Source organism: Mucilaginibacter robiniae, assembly GCF_012849215.1.
Taxonomy (GTDB): domain Bacteria; phylum Bacteroidota; class Bacteroidia; order Sphingobacteriales; family Sphingobacteriaceae; genus Mucilaginibacter; species Mucilaginibacter robiniae.
The window spans coordinates 3,668,026-3,692,632 of sequence record NZ_CP051682.1 but is presented as its reverse complement, the minus strand read 5'-3'; the positions used below and the strand labels follow the sequence as shown (position 1 = coordinate 3,692,632).

At 41.8% G+C, this 24,607-nt stretch carries 14 protein-coding genes; all 14 read right to left on the bottom strand.

Annotated features, from left to right (window positions below; genetic code table 11):
- Positions 1 to 48: 48 nt before the first annotated feature.
- A complete protein-coding gene (locus tag HH214_RS16180) occupies positions 49 to 1,986 on the bottom strand; it encodes a right-handed parallel beta-helix repeat-containing protein (RefSeq protein WP_169609353.1) in 1,938 nt (645 codons plus the stop codon).
- Between the two features lie 13 nt (positions 1,987 to 1,999).
- Positions 2,000 to 2,929 carry a sugar phosphate isomerase/epimerase family protein gene (locus HH214_RS16175; RefSeq protein ID WP_169609351.1) on the bottom strand — a complete coding sequence of 310 codons (930 nt, stop codon included), beginning with the start codon at positions 2,927 to 2,929 and terminating at the stop codon, positions 2,000 to 2,002.
- Positions 2,930 to 2,939: 10 nt separating this feature from the next.
- The gene (locus HH214_RS16170; RefSeq protein WP_169609349.1) at positions 2,940 to 4,358 is read right to left on the bottom strand and encodes an alpha/beta hydrolase family protein; all 1,419 of its coding nucleotides are present in this window, start codon (positions 4,356 to 4,358) and stop codon (positions 2,940 to 2,942) included.
- A gap of 5 nt (positions 4,359 to 4,363) precedes the next feature.
- A complete protein-coding gene (locus HH214_RS16165; protein WP_169609347.1) occupies positions 4,364 to 5,524 on the bottom strand; it encodes a sialidase family protein in 1,161 nt (386 codons plus the stop codon).
- 6 nt (positions 5,525 to 5,530) lie between these two features.
- Positions 5,531 to 6,259: a DUF3826 domain-containing protein gene (locus HH214_RS16160; protein WP_169609345.1), complete on the bottom strand. Its 729-nt coding sequence runs from the start codon at positions 6,257 to 6,259 to the stop codon at positions 5,531 to 5,533.
- A 10-nt stretch (positions 6,260 to 6,269) separates the two neighbouring features.
- The gene (locus HH214_RS16155) at positions 6,270 to 9,068 is read right to left on the bottom strand and encodes an alpha-L-rhamnosidase (RefSeq protein WP_248282124.1); all 2,799 of its coding nucleotides are present in this window, start codon (positions 9,066 to 9,068) and stop codon (positions 6,270 to 6,272) included.
- Position 9,069: 1 nt separating this feature from the next.
- Positions 9,070 to 11,862, bottom strand: coding sequence for a glycoside hydrolase family 2 protein (locus HH214_RS16150; protein ID WP_169609343.1), 2,793 nt, complete (start codon positions 11,860 to 11,862; stop codon positions 9,070 to 9,072).
- A gap of 19 nt (positions 11,863 to 11,881) precedes the next feature.
- The gene (locus HH214_RS16145; protein WP_248282123.1) at positions 11,882 to 13,309 is read right to left on the bottom strand and encodes a sialate O-acetylesterase; all 1,428 of its coding nucleotides are present in this window, start codon (positions 13,307 to 13,309) and stop codon (positions 11,882 to 11,884) included.
- Positions 13,310 to 13,325: 16 nt separating this feature from the next.
- Positions 13,326 to 15,173 (bottom strand): exo-alpha-sialidase, encoded by a 1,848-nt coding sequence (locus HH214_RS16140; protein ID WP_169609341.1) that lies wholly within the window; start codon positions 15,171 to 15,173, stop codon positions 13,326 to 13,328.
- Positions 15,174 to 15,195: 22 nt separating this feature from the next.
- Positions 15,196 to 16,083: a glycoside hydrolase family 43 protein gene (locus HH214_RS16135; protein WP_248282122.1), complete on the bottom strand. Its 888-nt coding sequence runs from the start codon at positions 16,081 to 16,083 to the stop codon at positions 15,196 to 15,198.
- Between the two features lie 61 nt (positions 16,084 to 16,144).
- Positions 16,145 to 17,530, bottom strand: coding sequence for a glycoside hydrolase family 140 protein (locus tag HH214_RS16130; RefSeq protein WP_169609337.1), 1,386 nt, complete (start codon positions 17,528 to 17,530; stop codon positions 16,145 to 16,147).
- An 11-nt stretch (positions 17,531 to 17,541) separates the two neighbouring features.
- Entirely contained in the window at positions 17,542 to 20,703 is a 3,162-nt protein-coding gene (locus tag HH214_RS16125) for a DUF6298 domain-containing protein (RefSeq protein ID WP_248282121.1), read from the bottom strand.
- A gap of 10 nt (positions 20,704 to 20,713) precedes the next feature.
- Positions 20,714 to 22,372 (bottom strand): polysaccharide lyase, encoded by a 1,659-nt coding sequence (locus HH214_RS16120; RefSeq protein ID WP_169609336.1) that lies wholly within the window; start codon positions 22,370 to 22,372, stop codon positions 20,714 to 20,716.
- A 392-nt stretch (positions 22,373 to 22,764) separates the two neighbouring features.
- Positions 22,765 to 24,606, bottom strand: coding sequence for a RagB/SusD family nutrient uptake outer membrane protein (locus HH214_RS16115; RefSeq protein WP_169609334.1), 1,842 nt, complete (start codon positions 24,604 to 24,606; stop codon positions 22,765 to 22,767).
- Between the last annotated feature and the right edge of the window lies 1 nt (position 24,607).

The window sequence follows — 24,607 nt, the reverse complement described above, 5'->3', positions numbered from 1 at the left end:
AACCTATTTTTATATTATATATGTGATGTAATGAGCACTGCATACCATTTAGTTTTTGATTTCAGCTTGATTGATTAGCAAGTGTTCTGGATTAACCTGCTTGTAAGGCAACAAGTATTTATAATTAGCCTCCAACCCTGCTGTGTTTTTAATATCAGTGGCTACCATCGGGCCATTGTTTTCCCAAACGTTGTTGGGTCCGTTGGCGTTTCTCAAAAATTTCTCGGCAGGGCACCAATTATCTTTCACTGTAAAATAAGATGAGCCTTCATCGCAATACAAATAAAACCAATGATGAGGATCGTGCGCGTAAGGCACTTTATAGATATTATCTACATAATTTTGAGTGATGCTTGAACCAGGCTGAGCCGATAAAGTATAGATACCTGCTACATCATACATGTGTTTAGCATAATGGTGCACTTTATTAGCCGTAATATGATTATTACTCATAGCATTAATCAGCTTGGTCCACCCCCACCCCACACTGATGCCGGTGTAGGATACTTCACAAACCTCATTATGTTCAATATTGATATTCTTAACATATCCGGCACCAATACCCACACAGCCCCAGTCTTCATTAGTTACATCGGTAACTAAATTGTTTGTAATGTGCTCATTGGTACAAACCTCTCGCTGATCGGTAGGATTGTAAGGCAAATGCACTTCGAAAGATTCATCGGAAAACACGCCCACCAATAACCCTGTACCTCCTATATCTTCAAACAAATTACCCTGTACTTCATCATCATGCGTACCTCGTTGAAAGTCCAATCCGGTTGAAGCCAAGTGTTCAAAACAGCACCGTTCAAAATTGATATGATTAGCATAAGCCACTTCCACAGCTGCTGCCGGCCTACCTACCCAGGCTTGGTTCTCTAAGCCTTTCTTTTCGGGTGTACCCGGAACTTTTAACTTGTAGGCATCTAGCATATACATACCCGCTTGGTGTGGTACGTTTCCTTGTTGTGAGGGGCGCATCCAGGTGGCATATTGAAAGTTAACCCCTTTAAAGTAAACATAACTTACCGGTTTATCGACACTTCCGCATACTTGTACTAACTTTTCCAGTGCAGGCACCATCACTTTAGCGGTAGCTAGGTTTTCATTCTGCTTAGGCCAGTAATATAACTTATGGGTGTTGTAATCGGCATACCATTCGCCTGGCTTATTTAAAAACTCGATAGCATTGGTAAGATAAAATGCAGAATTGCCATTCATTTTGTGCTTATCATCAATCACCGCTGCCGGCCAAGGATGCTCAAACTGAATACGGCTTTCCGGCTGATGGAAGGTTAACTTTAACTTATTATCTTCAGGTGTTATAGTCTTTACTCTTAGGTTGGCAATAGCCCACATCTGGTGGATAACCATTTCCATCTGTCCTGCAGTAGCTGGTATTTTGGTGGATGGTTTAGGTATCCACATTTCCTGCTTTTGCTTATCTACTGCCAGTATGCGGCTCATGAGGGTATCATTATCCACTTCGCGCGCTCTTGTTGCCTTGATGTCGTTTACCCAAAGCTGTCTGAAGCGCAAAGGCCAGCCATTATAATCAGGAATGTCGGCTACCCAAACTTTGCTTTTCGCTTTTGCAGGCAAGCCATCAAGACGAGTGTTCAGCTTTTTCCAGTTGCTGATTTGTACACCTCCGCTAATTACCGGCTGCTGATTAGGCGCTGATTCAATATAGGTAGGTGATGCTGCAGTACCTGAATCTTCCGGGCGAATAAACACGGGCTCTGTTAGTGCATACAACCCACCAGTTAAAATAATATGAATACCATCTTTTATAGATGGATCATTTAGCCTACGTAATTCGCGGGCTTGGCGCAGGGCAGCAGCCAAAGTAGCTTTAGGTTGATTTGGCGTACCTGCATTACTGTCGGCACCTGTAGGCGATACCCATATCTCTGCTGCCAGCAAGTTTAAGGGTAAACAGCCCAATAGTATATATAACCATTTCACTAAAGCTCTCCTCATTTAAACTACTATTTTACGACTGAAAGATTGATTTTACGTAAGCTGTATTGGCGCTAAAGTTCCATTTTACATTTCGTGGGTCTTTGGCATCACGGGACCGTTCAATAACCAGCCAGCCGTTCCACTTCATTTTATCAAGTGTTTTCCTGACCTTTTTCATATCAATTTTCGGATCGTTCTGCAACCAAACACCATCTGTATCGGTGCAATGTATTTGACAGATACGTTTTTTACCTAACGTTTTCAGTTCTTCGCTCACATCCCGGCCATTATCAAGCGCGTTGGCAAAGTTGAAATAGCTTTGAATGGCGTGCGAACCCACTTCATCTAACAACTTCACCTCATCAGTCGCGCTTAGTGAAGTTTCAATACCGATAATTACACCTGCCTCTTCTGCCTTGGGAGCTACCGCTTTCAAACGTTCCACCACCGCAGGCCGCAGCTCCGGATTTTTACCGATGTCACTATTTACGCCTAAGGGTAAAAATAGCATTTTAACATTCATGGCTTTTGCCGTATCAATGGCATCTTGCATGGTTTGTTCAATTCCTTCACGCTTGGCAAATGATTGTGAGAAGAAACCAGTCAGGCCCAGTGAGCATATTTCCAGATTTAGTTCTTTGGCTTTATCCAAAAACTGTTGACGTACCTCTGGCTTAGCCAACTGGTTATCAAAAGTTGGTCGATTACCTAAGCCTCCCATGTCCACCTCTACGCCATCTGCACCTATATCTTTGGTTAGCTGCAAGGCGCCCAATTTCTGACGTTTCAGTATCATTAAATCTACCACGGCCACTTTGTACCGCTGCCCTTTTGCGGGTTTAGCAAATACCGATGCCCAGCTTTCTTTTCGAGGTAACAACAGACCAGCGGTAAGTACGGCTGTTGTACCTAAAAATGCTCTTCGGCTATAAGGATGTGATGAAGGTTTATCTGTTTTCATAATTAAATGCTTATTTGGTTTGACTTTGGGTGGCTTGTGCAAATACTTTTTGCAACTGCTCAAAACCATGTATAGCATTAGCAGGCAGGTTTTCACCTTGGGCGCCAAACACATACATAGCCGGAAATTTCTCGATAGTTACTTTTGATTCATCTACTTTACCATCAGCTCCTTTTACCGCATTGATGTTGAGACGAAAATATTTAGCCACGAAATCATACATAGCCAACCGTTTAGATTTGCCGTAATCATGCCCTTCTTTCGGGAAATGTGCATTAGCTACTAATTCTTGTTTACCATAGTAGCCATAAATCTTTTGCAAGTAAGGCAAATCGGTGTCGGGCACATTAGTGGACCAGTCGCCACCATCAGATATAACCAATTGTGGACGCGGTGCTGCCATAGCAGCGATTTCATCATTATTCGTACCACCGCCGCACAGGTGTACCGGCTGACCGCTTTCGCAAGGACAACCGCCAGAAAAGTAGCTGGACAACATAACTACTGGAACACTCAGTTTAATCCGATCATCTAAGGCAGTCATGAGCATAGTATGGCTGCCACCACCCGAAGCGCCGGTAATAGCTACCCGATTAGGGTCAGCCTCTTTTAAGCTCAGCAGGTAATCCAGTATGCGGAAGCTGTTTAAAGCTTGTATGGTCATGGCTAAACTACGCCGATGATCTTGTCCTTTAAATTGCAGTAAAGATTCGCCCCAGGCAAATAAATCATAACTGATAGCCATTGCGCCCATGCGGGCTAGTGTAGCGCAGCGGTACTGCTCATCAGCACGATAACGGCCATTGCCAAAATGCCCGTCCGGGCACAGAAAAACCGGTATTTTTCCTTTAAACTTTATAGGCTTGTACAACGACCCACTTACGTATAAACCAGGTAGCGTTTCAATGGCAATATTTTCAATACTATATCCATCCATTACCCGCTTGTTGGTGATAATAGGTTTTGAAACAGGTTTAGATGGCAAAGGCGATAATTGCAGCGCCTGTAGCATACAGGGTTTGAGTATAGCTTTGCGTTTTTCCCAACTGGCCTGATCATGGTAAAAGGAGGATAAATAAGCTAATTTCTCGCGTCCTTGTTCGGGTGTAAGGCGTGAATACTCATAGTATTTGAGTTTGTAAGTTTTTTCGCCTTCTGCATTGACTTTCATATCCAATGGTGCAAGTACGGTTGCCAAGGTTTCATCAACTGTTGGGCGTATGCGCCAGTCGGCATAAGTTACCCACCGGTCTTTCACCATATCTTCCGAATACTTGATTTTGACATGAAAGCGGCTTTCAATATCCGCCAGTACTTCTTTCAGTGGCTTCTTGTATTCATTATCTGAATTGTTTTGCTGAGCCTTTGCTGAGCCTATTAACAGCAGCAATCCTAAAAACAGTATTATCTTATCTACACGCACCCTCATCCTACTTACAAATCTTTAGTATCTCCTTTTACTTCCGGGAATTTATATCCATCTACCTCAGGCCACTTGCCATCTTTTATTTCTACCATTTTCAATTTGGCGGGGTTGACTACTACGTGTTTAATACGTTGTCTGCGCCAAGTGTAAACTACGTGTACCATACCATCGCTGGTTTGTATTACAGCCGGATAGGAATACTGGCTAATAGGCGAATCTTCCAGCACCAGTGAGGCATACCAGTGTATGCCATCTTTAGATACGGCTATATTAAGCGGCGTGCGTGCTCCTTTTGCCAACTTTCCGGGAGGCAAAACATGATTATATACCAGTAGTTGACGACCATCTTTTAAAGTTACAGCATCATCGCCCGAGTTGTTATTAGGCATGGAAGTTTTTTCGAGCGGCGACCAGGTTTTACCATTATCAGAGGACCATGTTTGTAGTATAGCTTGTACTTTACTGCGGCATAATGCCTGCAAACGACCGTCTTTATGCAATAAAACACTTGGCTGAATGGCGCTAAAACTTTTATCAGGTTCCGGTACGTTCACGATCTGCCAGGTTTTACCAAAATCCCGGCTTAGCTCAAAGTGAATATTGGTTCCGCCTTCACCTTCTGTGCTGCTTGGGCTAATCAAGGTACCATTGCTTAACAAGACTGGTTTATTTTTAACCGGACCTATAACTCCTTCAGGCAAAGCCTGCTGAGCCGACCAGGTTAGGCCGTTGTCTTTTGAAGTTTTATAGAATCCTTTCCATGCAGATGGCTTAGGTCCAATTTTATAAAATAAAATCAGTTCACCATGTGGTACTTGATACAAAACCGGATTCCAGCAGGGATAGCGTAAAGTATCATTCTGAATGCCATTAGCTACATTAACGCCTTCGGTCCATTTGCCGTTTACCTGACGGCTTACCCATATACATACATCCGGGTTACGTTCTTTCGTGCCCCCAAACCATGAGGCTACCAAGCCTTTCGGTGTTTGCACTACTGTTGAAGCATGGCATTCCCGGTAAGGCGCTTTTTCGTAAATAAACTCATCGGTAACTATACCCTGTCGCCACGGATTATTGGTTGTTTGCGCCCGACCAACACCCAGCATAGCAGCCCATAATAATACTACCGGAACTGCTTTTTGTATATATAAAGGCTTCTTTTTCATGGTTAATTACTTTTGAGAAGATTTCGCAGCTTTAGCATCAGCAGCTTTTTTAGCTTTTGCGGCATCTACATAAGCTTTGAACATTTCATGCCAGTTGCGGCCATGGGTATTCAGGTACTCTTCGTTTTTGGTTTTGTAGATTTCAAAAATGGCTGATATCTGCTTCATGTTCTTGAAATCTACTGCTTGTTCGCGAGCTTGCTTCAGATTAGTTAAAATAACAGACTCTTCTGTTGGGGTAAGGTTAGGTACAATAGATTTATAACCATTTAAGGTAAATTCCACTTTACCAATGGTGTATTTGTCCAATATTGCTTCCACCTGAGCATCCGTTAAGTTTTGGTGCAAACCATTCATCAGGTTTTCATGAATAGATTTTGGCATAGCTGAAACCGCTATAATCTGACGGTCTAACGTGCTTAAAGACTTTCCTGTAACCGGATTGATGCCGGCAGGCACCAAGGTATATGGATGCTCATTGTTGTAATTGCGAATAGCTTTTAGGTGTGTAGCAACAACTGATTTTACGGCTGCTTCCTTTTGAGCGTTATTTAAGTTTAATGAAGTTACCCACTCAGCTGCTTTCTGATCCACTTCCTGATCTGATTTAGCCTTAGCTTCTGCACTCATTACAGGTACATTTTCTGACGAAGCTGTTGTAGTTTGGCTATAACTTACAGATGATGTTGCTGCTAATCCGAACAGCAGAATTGATGTTTTTAAATATTTTCTCATAACGTTACAGTTATTTAGTTTCTAATCCTGTTAAATCTGATTTAAAATCATAGCTGCCAGAGCCAGCCTCAAACATAGCCATTTGACCATCCTGCTTGATAAACTTTAATCCGGTAGTAGCATTGGCCTTTTTACCACCTTCGCTAACTCCATCAGCAGATGTTGCCGGTATGGATACTAAGGCTGTACAATTGGCCGGAATAGTAATGTGCCAGTTGAATTGGTTAGACTTCTTTTCCCACTCACTTTTCACCAGCCCATATGGAGTCTGGTAAGATGCTTTAACAAAGTTGAGTCCGGCAGGTATTGTAGGCTTCATAATTACCTGTTTGAAGCCAGGTTTGTCAATGCCCACTTTTATGGCAGCTAAGTTTTGGTAGTACCAGGTAATTAAATCACCCAACAGCATGATATGGTTGCCTGAGTTCATGCTGGGGTTGGCCGTATCGCCGTTCCATAATTCCCAAATGGTAGTAGCGCCATGCTGGGCCATGTAACCCCAACTTGGGTAATCAGTATTGGTGGCTAGTTGGTAAGCCAAATCAGGCCGGCCGTATTCGGTAAGGCCTCGCATTAGCCATTGCGTACCAATAACGCCTGTGGCAATATGCCCCTGGTCGGTTGTAGTTTCACGTTTTACAATATTGTTGAATACTGCTTTACGGTCAGGCTCTGGTGTAATATCGAAATATAGCGGCAGCAAGTTGGCAGTTACGGTACCATTATCATATTGCTGTGTTTGCTTATTAAAAAACTTAGCATTAAATGCATCTCTGATTTTTGCTGATAGCGCGGTAAACTCTTTAGCATCATCCTGTTTGTTCAGCAGCTTGGCAAATCGTTTCATTAAAAACAACATGCGGTACCAGTAAGCCGTAGCTATGAGTTCGCCGTTAGTAGTACGATTACTATCTTTTGCATGTATCAATTCCAAAGACTCGGGTGGAACGCACCAATCGCCATACTTGTCTTTGGTCATAATGTAATTTTTGGCATACTTAGCCTGCATATAACTCAACCACTTTTTCATGGATGGATAATGCTCTTCTATAGGCTTCATATCGCCATACTGCTTGTACAACATATCGGCAATCAGCAGATATGTTCCTGGCCAAGTCATGTTATCGCTGTAGTAATTCCAGTAAGCTGGCGCAACATCCGGTATAGATCCTTCAGCAGTTTGTGCTTGTTCAATATCGTTCAGCCAACTGGCATACAGCTTTTCATTATCGAACACAAAGCTTTCTCCTAATGACCCAGTAGCACGATCGCCCAGCCAAGGCATTCGTTCATTACGTTGCGGACAATCAACCGGCATGCCTTTGTAGTTGCTTAAAATACCCCAATAAGCATTATGATATACCTGATTAATGATATCATTTGAAGTTTCAAAATGGCCAGTATTCGGCAAAGCATCATAAACCACTTGCCCCTCAAAATCATCTGTACCTGGTTTGCCTGGGTAACCTGTTATAGACACATATCGAAACCCGTGAAATACAAATATGGGATGCCATACTTCTGTACCTTGCCCCCTCACTGTATATACATCGGTAACTTTAGCATCACGCAGGTTGGCGATGTACAGGCTACCATCCTTCTGTAAAGTCTCGGCGTATTTTAAAGTAACTTTATTACCTCGTTTACCTTTTACCTTCATTTGCACCCAGCCAGAAAAGTTCTGGCCCATGTCCATAATGTAGGTACCTGGTTTAAGCTCGGTAATACTTTTAGGCTTTAAAGTTTGGTTAACTTTAATGTACTCGCTCATTTGTGCCACCAGTTCACCACCGGGTGCAGGCACAATTTCAGGTTTTAACCAGTTCCGATCATTATAGCCAACTTTATTCCAACCTGCCAACTCCTTGGTAGCATTATACTCTTCACCATCGTATTCATTATTGCTACGAATGGGTCCATCAGCAGTCATTTTCCAGCTAGCATCACTGGTGATAATTTGTTTAGTTCCGTTGGTATATTCCAACTCTAATTGCAACAGCAGCTTAGGGAAACCAAATTCTTTAACTTTTTTAGGCTTGTATTTAGGCCGCATGGTGAAGTACCGACCATTGCCTAAAACAGCAGCAATGGCATTATTCCCTTTTTTTACTTGAGCAGTAACATCAAACGTGTTGTACTGAACAGACTTGGTATAATCGGTAGGCATTTCGGCCAATACCTGATCGCCAATCTGGCTACCATTAACGTATAACTGATAATGGCCTAAACCTATAATGTAAGCTGTAGCCCGCTTGATGGTACTTCCTGATTGAAATTCTTTACGATAATACCGGGCTGATAAACGAGAAAACTTAGAAACACTATCCCATGCAAAACCATGCTCCGCCCCTATCCACTTGGCTTTCCAATCGGCAGAATGCAGTAGGCCCATGCTCCAGTAGGCTGGTTTACTCCAATCGCTTTCGCCGGTGGTAGTCCAAACTTTCACTTTCCAGTAACATGCTTTACGGCTAAGTAATGGTTGGCCAGCATAATCAATCATTATGGATTCGCCGGATTGAGTTTTGTGAGAGTCCCACAAATCCCCTTGACCAGCGGCTAATTTTTCTGGTGTAGACGAAACGATGATTTGATAAGCCGTTTGAAGAACATTACGCTCACTGCTCATAATTTGCCAGCTCAGGCGTGGATGTACCGCATCAATCCCTTGTGGGTTGTTCAGCATTTCGCAACGCAGATTTTGCAATTGTACCGGAGCTGCTGCCATACCTTGGCTTACTATTATCATACAAGCCAAGATCAGCATGATCATCCAACCTGTATATTTTGCTTTATCAAACTGCTTCATCTTATCTACCCGAAAAATCAAAAAACATGGTTAATATCTTAGCACGTTTTGGCTCTTTTTCATAATCATAAAAGATATTTTTCATACCCATGGGGCCAGTGGTTTCTGCTCTTTGTGTTTTGGTACCAATAGCTGAAATGGCTTGCATAAACGATATATCGCCAGATGGAAATATTAGCTGGTAATTATGCCACTGGTCATCTTTAAACGCAGGAGTAAACAACCGGAAAAAAGTATCTTCATCTTGCGCTACTACAGTAAACGGCTGCGTTTGTGTAATGAACCGGCACCAATACATATTGGCATGATAACCTTTAAACTCAGGATAGTTCCATGATTCGCCGGTTTCTGTATTATTATAATCTTTCTTCCAAACACCTAATTGCGTACCCTTCATGCGGTTTTTCCATACCCGGTATGGCCCACTTCCCATCCATTGCACGGCTTTCATCTGCTTTTCAGGAAACGAGAAGTTAACCCCATCAAAATTGGTCAGGTAATCGCCAGGAAAATATCTCACCTCCATTTTCACCCAGCCGGATGGATAGATTGTCCATTGCAAAGTATTGTAGCTATTCTTTTTGTCGAAAGCAGATTCGATAACCAGATTTTTGCCCTCAAACTTTTGGGTAAAGTTCTTGAAGTTATTTGCGCCTTCTTGCAAAACAGGGCCATTGTTGAAGGGGATAACACCTTTTGCATTCTCTACCCGACGCAGAATACCTGTATTTTTATTAATAGTCAGCTTAATACCGTTCGCTGTAATATTATAAAGCGAATCAGCTTCATGAATAGTAATTGTATTAGGATTAGCCTGCACCACTAATTTACGGGCTACCTTTTCGGGCTTCGTAATCGGCCAGCTCCAGGTAAACAACTCATGATTATGCGGGTCGGTTGCCGTTACATACAGAAAATCATAGTTTTTCCAATCGGCAGGTAAATTCAATTTCAAATCGCCTTTTTCGAATGGTCTTATAGCCGGAGAAGCTATACTAAAACTGGTTTCTGCATGGGTTACTTTGCCATAAGGGTCAGTAACCTTGGTTAGCTTACCTTTAAAGGTACACTGGTTCAGATTAGTAAAGTAATAACGGTTTTCCAGATGCAATACACCGTCAAATGCTGAAGTAATTTCCCGGTGCTCAATATGTACCGGCGACCATACTTCTTTAATCGTAAAAAAGCTTCCTTCTTTTTCCCGGTAAGGGCCAACAACGCCATCAGGGCCATGATCTTTATCGGTATCCAACGCCCCGTTTTTATCGGTACGTACCACCCCCTCATCTAAATAAGCCCACAAAAAGCCTCCGGCTGAAAGCGGATCATTCCACATGGCTTCCCAATAGTCTTCTAGTCCTGCACCATTACCTCCATCATATAAGCCATGCAAAAACTCAGTTGGCATTACAATATCATGCCCATGCATGTAGTTGCCAATACCATAGTTATAATCACGATAATGCTGTGTGTCAAAACCGCCGTAAGCTTCCCAGGCATGAATTAATGGGCGATGCTGCAAATCCCATTTGCGAAATAGCGGATCCAGTTCGTAATTATGGCCACCTTCGTTACCGTTAATCCACATTACAATAGAAGGATGATTTTCATCATGCACCATCATTTCTTTAAGCAACCGTGTTCCGGTAGGTGTATCATAATGGCCATGCCAGCCAGCCAGTTCATCCAACACGTATAATCCTAACGAGTCACATACATCCAGAAAGTGGTCATCTGGTGGATAGTGCGACATACGTACAGCATTCATGTTCATCTCCTTAATTAGGTTCACGTCCATTATGCTGACCCCTTTATTTAAAGCTCTGCCCGATGTTGGCCAGAAAGAATGCCGATTAGTACCTTTAAATTTCACCTTTACCCCATTCACATACACACCATCTCTGGAACGTACTTCAATAGTACGAAAGCCAAAACGTTTACTTACCGTGTGGATAGTTTTGCCATTCTGACTTAAAGTAAACTCGACTTTGTAAAGATTAGGAAACTCTGACGACCATAGCTTCGGAGCAGACAAGGTGCTCTGCAACTGAATTACTGTATCTGCTTTATTGATATTGGCACTAAATGCCGAACCTACTTTTTGCCCGTCAATAGTGTAAATCTGCGCAGAAAGAAAACCCGCGTCTTGAATGTTTTTCAAGTAAATTTGTGCCTGGAAGTTTCCGTTAGCCTGACCATCAACTGCTATGCGTGCTATGTGCTGTTGAGGTAAAGCTTCCAGGTAAACTGGCCGGAATATACCGCCGAATATCCAGAAATCGCCTTTGCGTTCAGCTGCATTTACAGAAGTATTGGCTGAATGTTTGGAAACCGTAGCTTCCAGCAGATTGCTACCGCTTGGGTTCAGGAGTGATGTGATATCGTATTTAAAAGCGTAGTAAGAACCTTGATGTATTGGTCCGGCAAGCTTGCCATTTACTTTAACTTCTACATCCGTCATTACCCCTTCAAAAACCAGTTGCACAACTTTGTTTTTAAACGAGGCGGGTACTTTAAACTTATATTTATATAAGCCTTGTTCTTTACCTTTTACGCTATCTTTATTGAAACCGTAATTGTATTTACCGAAGCCTTGCAGCTCCCAATTTGATGGAACGGGTATGGTAGTCCATTTACCTGAATTTTGGCCTGCCGTGCAGTAAAACTGCCAATTTACGGTATGATCGCTACCGATACCTGACAAATACATTTTTTGGGTTTCTTGCGCATGTACAAACCCAAAAGTTGCAAGTAACAGTATTGATAACCATATTTTATAAGCAGGAAATTTCATTCAGATTTTAATTCAGTAATTAGTGTTTGTAAGTATAATGTAGTGGGTTATCAGTACGGAACGGCACTGCGGGCAAGCCTTCTTTATTATAAAAGTTAGGCTGTGCAATCTCATTCCAGGCAAAGCGTACAGCAACCGGCTTAGTTATAGTAGCGTTTGAAACAATTACACTATTGTCCTGTATTGTAGCTTCAGCCGGCATAAACTTTCCATCTGCACCAGCAATCTCGAAATCACTTAAAGGTTTACCATTATGGCTAACAAGCCCGCTACCGGCACTACTAAAATCAAGTAGTATCTTGTTACCTTCCACTTTCATGTGCTGGTACATAGGGCCAGAATAAATGATGTTTTTATATCCGTAAGTTTTGGCTAAGGCCAACAAAGCCAGTCTTCTTCCTATTTCCCATTTAAAAGGTGGATGAATGTTTTTCACATCATCATTCAAATCGGTAGTTACAATAATTCCGGTGTTAGGTATGTGCGTAACCTCAACTTGGGCTTCACGAAACTCAGGTAAAGTTTGCGGGTTAAATTTGGGATCTTTAGTATTCAGGTAAGGAGCTAACTGTACAAAATAAAATGGCAGTTTTTCATTATGCCACAGCTTGCGCCAGCTATCTATTAGTACCTGCATTTTATAAATGTAACTGGTGGTTTCACCTACGTTACTTTCGCCTTGGTACCATAAAAAACCTTTAATAGCAAATGGCGCCAGCGGTTCAATCATGGGGTGATAAAATTTGCCAGGATCGCCCTCTATTTTAACCGATTTAAAATAAGGTTCTTCTGCAAAAGCCGTTTCATTAATCCAAGGTTCAATTCGGCTACCGCTTACGGCTGAACAGATAATGCCTACCGGCACTTTTAATTGAGCATATACATTTTTTGCAAAAAAATAACCTGCTGCCGAGAAGGCCCGCAAGGCAGAATCTTGCGCCACGCTCCAGCCCGAGTGGGTAGAATCAGGCTTTACCTGCTTTTTACGATCCACCGTAAAAATGCGGATAGCTGAGTTATGCGCCCTTTCCAACTCATCAACTGGCGAATTAGCAGTGCTGGTATCTGGCTTAGCTACCTTACTGTTTTTACGCATTTCATAAGCCATATTTGACTGGCCTGAACACAACCAAACTTCACCAACTAAAATATTGTGCAGTTGTATAATGTTAGTACCTTTTATGGTTAATGTTTGTGGCTGCGCCGAAGCTGGCATAGCTTTTAGCTTTACCATCCACTGACCACTACTATTTGCAGTTACTTTAACATTCTGTTTATTAAAACTTACGGTAACCACTTCACCAGGTGCAGCATTGCCCCAGATGGGCACAGGTTGGTTACGCTGCAAAACCATGTCATTGCCTAAAATTTTAGGAAGCGTAACGGTTGCATTTACCGCGCTAACTTTCAGTATAAACGCAGCAAGCCAAATTCCCGTTAATTTCATCGCTCTATACATCTGCTTAGTATTTTCCTGTTTTAAATGATTTAATATAGAACGCGGCTGGTTTAACAGGTTCACCCGGATTTTTCAAATCAAAGTCCTGATCGGTAGGGGTATCAGCATCAGGGAAATGTTTCATATCGCCGGTGCGGAACATCACACGTTTCAATGTGTTCACCGGTGCAAAAAATAAGTTATTTGTAGCTTTCCCATTTACCTCGATAGTGCAGAAACGTGTATCCGCATTCAACTTCAACTTGATCGTATAAGGCTGGTTGGCCTCATATTTTGCCAAAGTTTTGTAACGGTAACCTGCTTTAGTTTTTAATACACCTGTTGAATCAAATGTCAGGCGCACAGCAGGCTGCCCTTTCGGGTCCAGAAATTCAATATCCAATTGACCTGTGTTATTTTGACCCGGAATAATGGTAAACTCGGCAGATAATCTTTTAGCTTCCGGAAACACCCGCTCTGCTTTGGCGTAGTCAAAACGATCCCAGTCTTTTAACATTAAGGCTTTGCCACCATCAGGCGCTTTCTCCATAGTTACAGACGCCCATTGCAAACTATAGGTATTCCATTTATCCAGTTCTTTGCCAGCAGGCATCTTGCTAAAGTCCTCATCTGCATTTTCGGTGACTACATCAGTTACCGGTACAGGAATAGAAGATACCCAGATATCTTCCTTGTTCATACTGTAAGTAACCCATAACTTACCATCAGGAGGCGTACCATTGCCTTCAATAATTCCCCGTGTATATTGCGGACCATAAGATTTATAGTTACCACCATATCGCATGGATGATATTTCGCCATTAACCAGCAGGATATTGGTGTAATTCAATCCATCCTGGCTTACTGAAATACCTAGCGGCCAGCGGAACTCTGAAGGGTTATACACTGTAGCATAGCGACCATCAGGGGTACGCTGTCCCCAAATTTTGGCATTACTGTTTACAAAACGCGGAGCACGTACTGCATTGTCCGGCCAGGTTTTGCCATTGTCTTTACTGATAGCGGTTAAGGCATTCTTCCATAAACCTACCACTCTACCATCAGGCAGATGGTAAAAGTTAAAGGCTTTATAATCTTTATGCAAAGGGATTAACGGGTCTTTGCGATCTGTTTCCTCTACCCACTGCATCATCATGAGCGGATTAGCCATCAACTCGTCGCAAGCCTGTACAAAACCTTTGTCTTTACTGCGTTTATATAAGGGGTACGATGTATTGCTTTCGTTCCACTTTGGATTATAGTGGATAAAGTAAATGGGGCCGTATTTTCCATTAGGTAACACTTCCCGCACTACCCGGCCAATGCCTAAGCCATCGTTCGGATCATCATGTACATCTAAACAAATACCATAAAAACCCAGTATCAGCAAGCGGTTTGATTTTGAGCGATAAAAGCCCATACGCTGGTGCATTACTGAATATAAGTCTTTGGCTACGACTTTCTGTCCTTCCTTAGTGGTACCATCAGGAATTTTATATTGCGGGAAAACTACTACTGGCTTAGACCAGGTATTACCATCTTTGGAGGTCATAACCAGTGTTTGGCCAGGCGGAACGCTTTCCCCTATTTTATCGCTCAGGTATTCTAAATAAAATGAGTTATTCCAATACGCCAGCATAGGCGCATGATTGTAAGTAAAGCCAAACCCATCTGCCAGTTCAGGATGCTCCCGGTTAGCCCGAAATATTTGTTGACTATGCACTCCTACCGCCGGACTTAAACGCCCATCGTGATAATCTACATTCACTACGGTATTGCCGGTATAATGCACCGTATCTTGCGCCTGTACAGCAGTAGTATAAACACCACCTGTTAAGCTTAATAATACAATATAGTTTTTCAGTATAGACATAGTAATAAGTTAAGCCAGCATTTTAGTGCTGGCTAATTTCTTTTTTCAAGTAGTTCAGTTCCTTTTTAGATACTTTGAATATAGTACCATGCTTATGCCCTTCGGGTACGTTTACCTGGCCAGATACGTCGGTAAACGTTTTAAAATCGTTGGTAGCCATTGCCCCGTAACGCTTCAAACGATAAGAATCGTAATAGATTAACCACTGATTACCTGCTTTTATTGCAGTTGGCCCTTCCGAATACATTTCTGTAAAGCGTTTGGTATAATCATGATATGGCCCCAGCGGATTGCTGGCAAATGCTACTAAAATGTTCCGGTTAGGTCGGGTATTATCTTTCATGACCAATACATAATCATGAGTACCTCTTTTCAAGATCTCGGCATCAATCACGCTAAAGCCAGGATCAAGAAATAATTTGGTAGGTGTGAAAGTTTTGAAATCTGTAGTGGTGGTGTAATACAGTCGATGATTATTGTCTTCATCTTCCTGCCCTTTCGGAAAGCGGAAGGGTACAGTTGAAGCAAAAACAATAATAAACCGTTTAGCTTCGTCATCATAAAATAATTCAGGAGCCCAAGCATTAACGGCTGTTGGTTCATACCCCATTACGTTGATATGTTCCTGAGCCGACCAGTGAATCAAATCTTTTGAACTGGCATAGCCTATACCCTGATCTTTTTTCCACCCAGTAGTCCATACCAGATGAAAAACACCATCAGGCCCTTGAGCAATAGATGGATCACGCATTATTTTAGCATCACCTACTTCCGGTTTGATAAAAATATGGTTCAGGTCAGTCCAATGATAGGCATCGTAACTGTACAGCATTCGTAAACCTTCACTAGCCGGTTCATGAAAGGAGGTGAACAGATAAACATTCTTTTTTGATGCACATGATGCAAGCACTATGCAGCAACACAAATACCAACAATATTTTATTAAGCTTTTCCTCATGCAACATTATTACTTAAACTGCATCCAACACCAACACCCAATCATTACCATTTACTGGTTGCCCTGGCGGGTTAAAGTTCATTACTGATTTTTTAGGTAATATTACAGCTTTTGAAAAGCTCCCCTCACGAGGGTTATACCAGCAGAACTTAACTTTAGTACCAGGCAACTTAGCCGCATTAACAGCTATATTCCGACCTGTATAGGTATAAATGAAAGCATACTTTTCGCCACGGGTGGCCAGCAAATAATTGTATCGCGTACCTTGCTTACCAGCAATCAGGTTTTGGTCGGGCACACGTTCAAAATAAGGTCTGGATAGCATTAATTTTTTTAAATACACCATTTGCTTCGCTCCCGGATCATTAACTGAATTATACCAATATCCTTTCGATCCGTAAGCACTACCCTTATCCGTAGGTTTATGCATTTGCATTACATCATTATTACCGTAGGTATAACCGCAGGCACCTGCAAAAACCGACCAATAACCGTAACGTCTTACATCAGCTGCCGTCCAGCGGGGTAAAGTAACATCGTGTAAGCCGTAAGGAATTCGCTCATAAGATGGTTCAGCATCAATAGTTGGTTTAACAGGCGTTTTATGGTAATCTACATTTACATAACGCCAATTATCTTCCCCGTATTTTAAATCTTTAGCTGAGGTATCTTGAGCATAAGTACGGTGGCCTGATTGAAAGCAGTTGAAATCTAACCAATCTTCATTGTGAAACCAGGTAGATGATTGCGTACGTCCACGAGGATGATAGGTAATTAAATGATTCGGATCTTCATGACGCAAAGTTGCTCCGATAGTATTCCAAACATTAGTAAACTCACTCCCGGCAATATCGCCACCATTCATCCAGATGATGTTCGACTTTTTGCTATAGCGTTTAGCTAAAAACTCAGCATAGGTTTTAGCCTGCTCAGGTGTGTACTTACTTTCTTTAACTACCGAACCCCAAACTGGAACTAATGCTATATACAATCCTTTGTCGGCTGCACGATCGACAATCCAATCAATATGATCCCAATAATCATACTCTTCTGCATTGTTCGGATTGTTGCCAGATGTAGTTTTGGGTTGCGCTAAGTTTTTAGCCGTTAAAGCAGAATCGCCGTAAGCATTGGTTTCCTTACTAGAATGCACTACCATGACTTGTATTACATTAAAACCTTGCTTACTACGCACGTCCAAATACTTTTCAGCATCCTCACGGTTTAATTTAGAAAATAGCAGCCAACCCGTATCACCCAACCAGAAAAATGGTTTCTGATCTGCTGTAGTAAAAAACCTTTTATTGGCAGATATCTGCAACTCAGAAAGCGTTTTTACTGGAGTAAATGCATACACAGCAAATGCTACAACTATAATACAAAGAAGTCTTTTCAACATAACTAAAACGATTAAATACGCTGCAACCACAATATACTTGGGCCACCAGCCGGAGCATGCAGACTATTAATGCTATTTCCTTGAATTTGGCTGCTACTTTCCATAGATAATCCGGTTTTTGGATTAATCCAATGTACCATGTATTTGGCCGAAGCTTCAGGGGCTAAGTGGATATTATCGGTAGAATTACAATAAACGATATAGCCCTTTGCTGCATTACCTAAGGCCCACTGCCCGGTTGCATTAGGTACGTTTACAACCTTCATTTCTGTGGCATCAGTTAGTAGCTGTTTATCTAAATCTTTAGGCAAATTAGGTAATGAACCACCTGCCATAAATACGGCCCAACCATTACTATCCCAACCGCTAGCTGAGTACAGTACAGCTTTATCCGGGTATTTTTGACGGTACTCATGCACCGCACGGTACACCTGCTCAAACGAGGTTGCCTTAGGTTTAAATACCCGCTCTTGCTGGCGTGGTGCCAGGTTCTGACCACCAAGTGGCGCATATACTTCTCCGTTGGCCTGATAGTACCAATAACGAATATCAATTACATTAATAACTGAAGACAATGCCGGGTTTGCTAAAATGCCATCTTCTACATCTTTCGTAGCACTTAAGCCAATAATTTCTTTTTTCTTGTGAGTAGTTTCCCATTGTTTAATGGTTTCTACCCAAAACTGAGCAAAATGCAGCGGACCAGTGTATTCAGCACTGATAAACTGAATTACTCCATTATTGTCAGCGAAGTTATCCAGGCATTTGTTGATGTAAGCCACATTCAGTTTACGACGAACCGGCTGGGTTACATCATAAAATTGCTCGGCCATAAACTGGCGTTTATCACCTGCGTAGTTTACTGGTTCTGGGAAACCAGTATTGTTGATGTTATTGGCCGTTCTCCACGGAAAGTCGGTGTAATGTGCACCAGCCTCAATAATGTTGTGCTGAAAATAATTCTGATGTATTAATAATAAGCCTTTTTCATCTGCCAGATCAGCAAATTGCTTAAGTCGGTTCCAATACCACGTGTTATACTTAGTCAAGTCGTATTTGCTTAAACCATCAAAAGCAGTTTCGTTGCCACCGTACCGGGCAAAAGGCAGTTCATAAAACGGAGCCCAAACATCACCATCCATACGACGTATGCGTTCATGATCGTCGCGGCGGCGCTCATACCATAATCCGTAGTTATGCTCAAAAGCTACCATGTGGTTTTTCACCATCCAATTACTTACCGAATCTAAATCATCCGTTAAGCCTGTACCTGTACGGCCAGGTACCCAGCGTGAAATTGCAGGCTTAGCTGTTTTAGCCAGGTAAACTGGATCTACTGTACCGTTCCACCAAGGCGTTTCATAATGAAAGCCTTGTAAAATTGTATTCCCTCTTACCAGCCAGCCATTATTCAATCGCATTTTAGGTGCCATAGCTGGCATAACAGCTTGTTTGTACCCGATCTGATCAATAACTTTTGCACCAGACCCTTCTATATGAATTGGTGTGCGTTCGTAAGCTTTATCAATCCAGTTATCCATAGTAACTGCTGGCCTTCTGGCAGCAGCCAGCAAAGCAGCAGCCTGCTCGGGAGTAGGGCTACTGGAAGGTTCTGTTGTGATATATAAAATAGCAGCCTGTTTATCTACATTATGATTTAGCCGGTTGGCCAACTGTGCATAGTAAAAGCTCCGAGGCGAAATTGTTGCATTTGAGTTTTCCCAGTAACCATCACCTCCAAATTGCGCCCAGGTACCAAAAGCCCAGTTTTCAGCTGTTGGGGGTTGGTAGCAATCTACACGTGCTGCTGTACAGTTCCAAAACAAGCTATTGGCCGCGTTCCACCCTGCCCCTTGCTCATCCTGCTCCAAGTTTTTATAACTTAATGGTTGACCATCAATACTGGCTACATCAAACAATACGCCTGATGCCCAACTATCAATAGCACCACTATAGCTATGGGGATGCACAGCAGTACATTGCACAAATGCATTTGGCCCTGGTGCACAGAAGCCGGTTGAAAAATCATGATAGCCATCTTCTGAATATAGGCGTTGAAACAAAGTTTGTCCGCCCATGGTCCAGAAGGTATAACGACGCTGACCACCAATTTCAGATATAGGCGACAAAGATTTACAATCTTCTACCGTAATCCGATTTCCCGTTTCAAGCACAAAAACTGCCGAACCTGCAAAATGCTCAAAAGCTACCTGGCGCACCCATGAGTCGGTTACATTTTCCAGTGTAATGGCCATCCATCGATGTGCTTCATCTTTCTGATTTTTTGCATCAAAAGCTGATCTTAAGCACAGATTCTCTACTCCAGTTTGTGCAATACGGCCAGACCAATTGTATTTTGCTACTGTACCACCACCATAAGTACTATCAAGCGCAGTAGTAACAGGTGCATCAACAGTAACCTCATTGCCGTGAACAGCAACAACTTTCCGGTCCCAAAAAATATCACGCTCGCCGGGCTTCCACCCTAACGCACTTAAGCCACCACCAAAGGTTACGGTATGTAACTTTTCAATCCAAGCTTGTGTACTTGGGCGGCGTAACACAATATTATCTCCTGCCTGAATACCACTAGCTGAAGCAACGTGAAAGCTAAAAGCATTCACTGGTACATAGGCATCGGTAATTTTTACTTCTGCAGCTTTGTGTCGATCATTCTTGCCGGCAATTTTTATGAAAGTTGCCCGGTCGGTACCTGCGGCAAATAGCACAGTACCATTTATCCCCATACCGCTGCCTCTTAATACAACACCTGAGGCATTAATTTTAAGACTGCCGTTTAATACATAAGTTCCTTTGCTCAATAAAACAGCTCCACGTGTGCCATGTGCATCAGCAGGTAACGAAGCCACATAATCAATTGCCGATTGTATTCTTGTTGTGGCATCACCTGGTTTAAGTGGCACAACTACCTTAACTGGCACATCGGGTATTGAAGCTTCAGAAGCCATGTAGCCACAATATGAAAAATCGGGCACACGATCGCCATTGCTTTCAACTTTATAAGTCAGTTTCGCATCTTTACCTACAGATACCGGCGGTTGTGGTTTCACAATCACCTTTTTACCTTGACTAAAAGCAGGTGAACCTAAGGTTCCACCTGCTAGTAAACTTATTAATAGGAAAGAAGTACCTCGTAATTTATTACTTAGCATGTTTGCTGCCTCACTTAGTAGATCCTACTTTTGTCTCACCTTTCATGGCTACAGTATTTAAATACACTTCGATGTTGCTATAGCCACCGCCATTTTTTGCCAGAGCTGGCGAGTCGGCGGCATTGTGCGGGTTTAAACCATGAGCAGTTTCCCAGCTATCAGGCATTCCATCATTGTCGCTGTCTTTGTAAGGTGTACCTTTATAATCTGGATAGCCGCCCACTTGCCATATACCAGTAATGATACCTAGTTTGTAAGAGTCTTTAGGTAGTTTACGATGTTGAAACTGGAAAGCAGTATCCGTACGCATTTCTTTATACTCGATTTTACCAGTACGGACTTGTTTAATAATACGGATATCTACCGGATCGCGGTGAGGCAATGTAGCACCCGCATTTTCGGTATCAAAAGCAAAGGCCTCTTTAGCTGGTAATATTTTACGTATGTAAGGCATCGGGAATGGCGTATTGGTACGCATGGTATCACGATATGAACCTGCATCTGGTAACTCTTTGCCACCTACACCTTCCACCTGAATACCTCCAGCCCAGTTATCAGCAGTAATTTTTGGAAAGCCTTCCATAATGTTACCTGCGGCATACACTCTACCGAAAAAACGGTCTTTCAGTTTACTACGCCCTGATTCTGGTTTTAAAAAACGGTGACCTACTGGTTCGTCTTTAGGAGTTACAGGACCTGGTTTGTAATAATTATTGATAAGGTTAAAGTGTGATTGGTAATCGCCACCATCCATAGTACGGTGGTGCCAGTTAAATACAACGTTGTTTACGAAGTTATACACATCAGTCCAGCCCACAGAAGGATTACGACCTGTATTATCTGCCCAGATATTACGAATCAGCAAAGCATTTTCGCCACCTGTAGTACTACCAAAAGCATGATTCCAAGTATCTAGCGATTCAGAATAGATACAATTTTGGATGGTCACGTTAACGGTACCATATTTTTCGTCTTTCGAGCCATCACCAGGTGTATACATATGGCGATAGATAGACATGTTTTCATCTAAACCCCAGCTAGTGGAGCAATGATCAATAATCAAATTACCTACAGGATTACCACCTAGTGAATCATCACGTCGGCCTACATTGGTTTCACCACGACGGAAACGCATGTAACGAATTACCACATCATGCGTATTAATCCAGGTAGATTCGCCAGCAACGCAAATACCATCACCTGGCGCAGTTTGCCCTTCAATACTGATGTAAGGAGCACGAATGATAAGCGGCGTTTTTAACCGGATAATACCAGCTACATTGAAAACGATAATACGTGCACCACCTTGTTCACAAGCCCAGCGCAAGCTACCAGGTCCATTATCGGCTAATGTGGTTACTACATAAACTTTACCACCACGGCCACCAAAGCTGTACATACCACCACCTTCGGCACCCAGGAAAGCCGGAATTTTAGCCTGAGGCAAATCGGTTGGGCGGTGTGCCCAAGGCACAAAAGGTTTATCATGTGCTTGATCGTACTTGATAGCTGGTAACGCCTTCAACCAGGCAGAATCAGAATGAGCTTGAGCTGCATCCATCAGTGCTTTACTTTCTGCCTGTACTTTTTGCGGTATGTCTGGATATTGCGCAAAAGCCGACTTCCCAAGCATTAAAGCCGAACATAGAAATAGTGGAAAAAATTTCATCTTCAATTATAGGTTTATGATGTTCACACATAACCTGAAAATGCCTAATGTTTTGCCAAGATGCTAATCTTGCAAGCTGCATTACACAGGATTATTAATGTTCACAAGAATATTTAGGTAATATTCGGTTTAAAATTTACTTATCCAAATATGCAAGCCCCAACAGGGATATTTATGTACCATCTTTTCAAACTACTATGAAATATTGCCATGCAGGCCTTTTAGGCCGTTTATAGCAAATTTATTACAAAGAACAGCAATACATAATAAAATATTGATACACAACGGTTTAAGTAAAAATTTTATGATAGATGAATTTACGAGTTTATTTAAGATTATACAATAAAAAAGGGAAGCTGTTGGGCTTCCCTTTTTATTATTGATAATATTATTTATAGTAGTGGATTAAAACTTCCACCCCAACCTTGAGTTTGTTGTAAATTGGCATTGTTATTTAATGAAGCTGTAGGAATACCAAAGTAATAATAAGTAGTTTGATAATTGATATCGTAAGTATCTAAAACTTTAGTAGTTACTGTAAAGCTAGTTGAATACAGGTTGTCTATACTAGTATTAGCTGAGGCATCGCGTGTACCTGAAATATAATCGGTTTTCGTACCTGTTTGGTTTAATAATACAACAACTGCATTTCTTCTTTTACCATTCAGTGTAGCATCCAATAATTTTCTACGTCTTAAATCCCAATAGCGTTTACCTTCAAAAGCAAGTTCTATTTGTCGCTCATACATCACAGCATTTACCATTTGAGTAGAACTCATATTTGCTGTTAAGCCATACAACCCATCGGTGCCTGCTTCTATACCAGCTCTTTTCCTAAGAGCTGTTAAATTAGTATAAACGTCTGTTGATTTGCCTAATACAGCGGCTGATTCAGCCAAATTTAAAAGTACCTCAGCATAACGTATCTCAATCCAATCGGTTCCAGCATATGGCAAGGTAGCTAAAGTAAGACTTGGATCAATACCTTTGCGTAAGTAAAGGCCTGTATTACTAGCCGACGTTTCAGTAGATTTTGTAGAAGCAGTTGCACCTACAGCATTAGTGTAATAAAAATATGTCCATAATCTGTAATTTGCATTACCTAATAACGGCCAATTACAACCATTATATGCTATAGTTTGATTAAAACGTGGATCACGATTTTTATAGAATGTTTGTACATTATATGAATATTTACTAGAACTTCCAGGAGCCTTACCATCTAACATTGGGAAAGCTTGGGCCAATTCCCAGGTAGGCTGGTTGGATCCACCCGAAGCACCAGTAGATTTGGGCATAGTTTGGGTAGGATATGTATTATTATTTTGCCCATTAGCATCATTTGAAGTATTATACTCTGTTACCAACACAGCTTCAGGATTTTGTGGTGTGCTGCCTCCTGCACTACCTTCTAAAGTCCACATTGTATAATCCCAAGTTTTATACAAGCCAAATCCATTATTTGATAAAATGGATACTGCTTGGCTATTAGCATCATAAGCCGCTTGCCATCTGCTTTGATCACTATTTGGATTCCATTGCGGGCTTGCCCAAGTTACAAGTACCCTACCCAAGAATGCAGCTGCCGCACCTTTGGTTATACGACCATAATCAGCATTTTGTGGCCATTTAGCAGGTAAATATTTTACACAAGTATCTAAATCATTTATAATTTGCTGAAAGGTTTGTGTTGTAGTACTCCGAGGTAAGTTTGCTGCTGCTTTTGCATCTGCACCTACAGCATTCAATGGTACAGTTACTAATGGTACACCACCATATAGTTTTACTAACTCAAAATATCTATAAGCACGCCAAAATATAGCTTGAGCAGCAAATCTTTTTTTCACTGGTGTTTCTAAAGTACCCGCATTGATGTTTTGAATAAAAGTATTTAAACTTCTGATTTTTACGTAAGGTGTGCTAGTGACCGTAACTGATGATCCAATATCGCCAACATCATTCATAGTAACTGTGCCTTTTACTTGTGGATTATCTGAATATGATTCATCAGTTAAGCCGTTTCCGCTACCTATATAGCCGCCACTATTTCCAAACCAGCTAGGCTGATTTTGGGTATAAATATAATCGACATATAACTTAGCTACAGTGGAGTCATTAAATACCTGATCGGTATTGAAATTCCCCAAATCGTCTTTCATAACAACTTTTTTGCAACTAGTAAACATTAGTGATGTCAAACTTGCTGCTATTATAATGGTATGTAATCTTTTCATG

What these genes read in the sequence shown, in the direction of transcription:
- HH214_RS16180 (WP_169609353.1), bottom strand. Translation starts at nt 1,986, where the DNA reads ATGAGGAGAGCTTTAGTGAAATGGTTATATATACTATTGGGCTGTTTA.
- HH214_RS16175 (WP_169609351.1), bottom strand. Translation starts at nt 2,929, where the DNA reads ATGAAAACAGATAAACCTTCATCACATCCTTATAGCCGAAGAGCATTT.
- HH214_RS16170 (WP_169609349.1), bottom strand. Translation starts at nt 4,358, where the DNA reads ATGAGGGTGCGTGTAGATAAGATAATACTGTTTTTAGGATTGCTGCTG.
- HH214_RS16165 (WP_169609347.1), bottom strand. Translation starts at nt 5,524, where the DNA reads ATGAAAAAGAAGCCTTTATATATACAAAAAGCAGTTCCGGTAGTATTA.
- HH214_RS16160 (WP_169609345.1), bottom strand. Translation starts at nt 6,259, where the DNA reads ATGAGAAAATATTTAAAAACATCAATTCTGCTGTTCGGATTAGCAGCA.
- HH214_RS16155 (WP_248282124.1), bottom strand. Translation starts at nt 9,068, where the DNA reads ATGAAGCAGTTTGATAAAGCAAAATATACAGGTTGGATGATCATGCTG.
- HH214_RS16150 (WP_169609343.1), bottom strand. Translation starts at nt 11,862, where the DNA reads ATGAAATTTCCTGCTTATAAAATATGGTTATCAATACTGTTACTTGCA.
- HH214_RS16145 (WP_248282123.1), bottom strand. Translation starts at nt 13,309, where the DNA reads ATGAAATTAACGGGAATTTGGCTTGCTGCGTTTATACTGAAAGTTAGC.
- HH214_RS16140 (WP_169609341.1), bottom strand. Translation starts at nt 15,173, where the DNA reads ATGTCTATACTGAAAAACTATATTGTATTATTAAGCTTAACAGGTGGT.
- HH214_RS16130 (WP_169609337.1), bottom strand. Translation starts at nt 17,530, where the DNA reads ATGTTGAAAAGACTTCTTTGTATTATAGTTGTAGCATTTGCTGTGTAT.
- HH214_RS16125 (WP_248282121.1), bottom strand. Translation starts at nt 20,703, where the DNA reads ATGCTAAGTAATAAATTACGAGGTACTTCTTTCCTATTAATAAGTTTA.
- HH214_RS16120 (WP_169609336.1), bottom strand. Translation starts at nt 22,372, where the DNA reads ATGAAATTTTTTCCACTATTTCTATGTTCGGCTTTAATGCTTGGGAAG.
- HH214_RS16115 (WP_169609334.1), bottom strand. Translation starts at nt 24,606, where the DNA reads ATGAAAAGATTACATACCATTATAATAGCAGCAAGTTTGACATCACTA.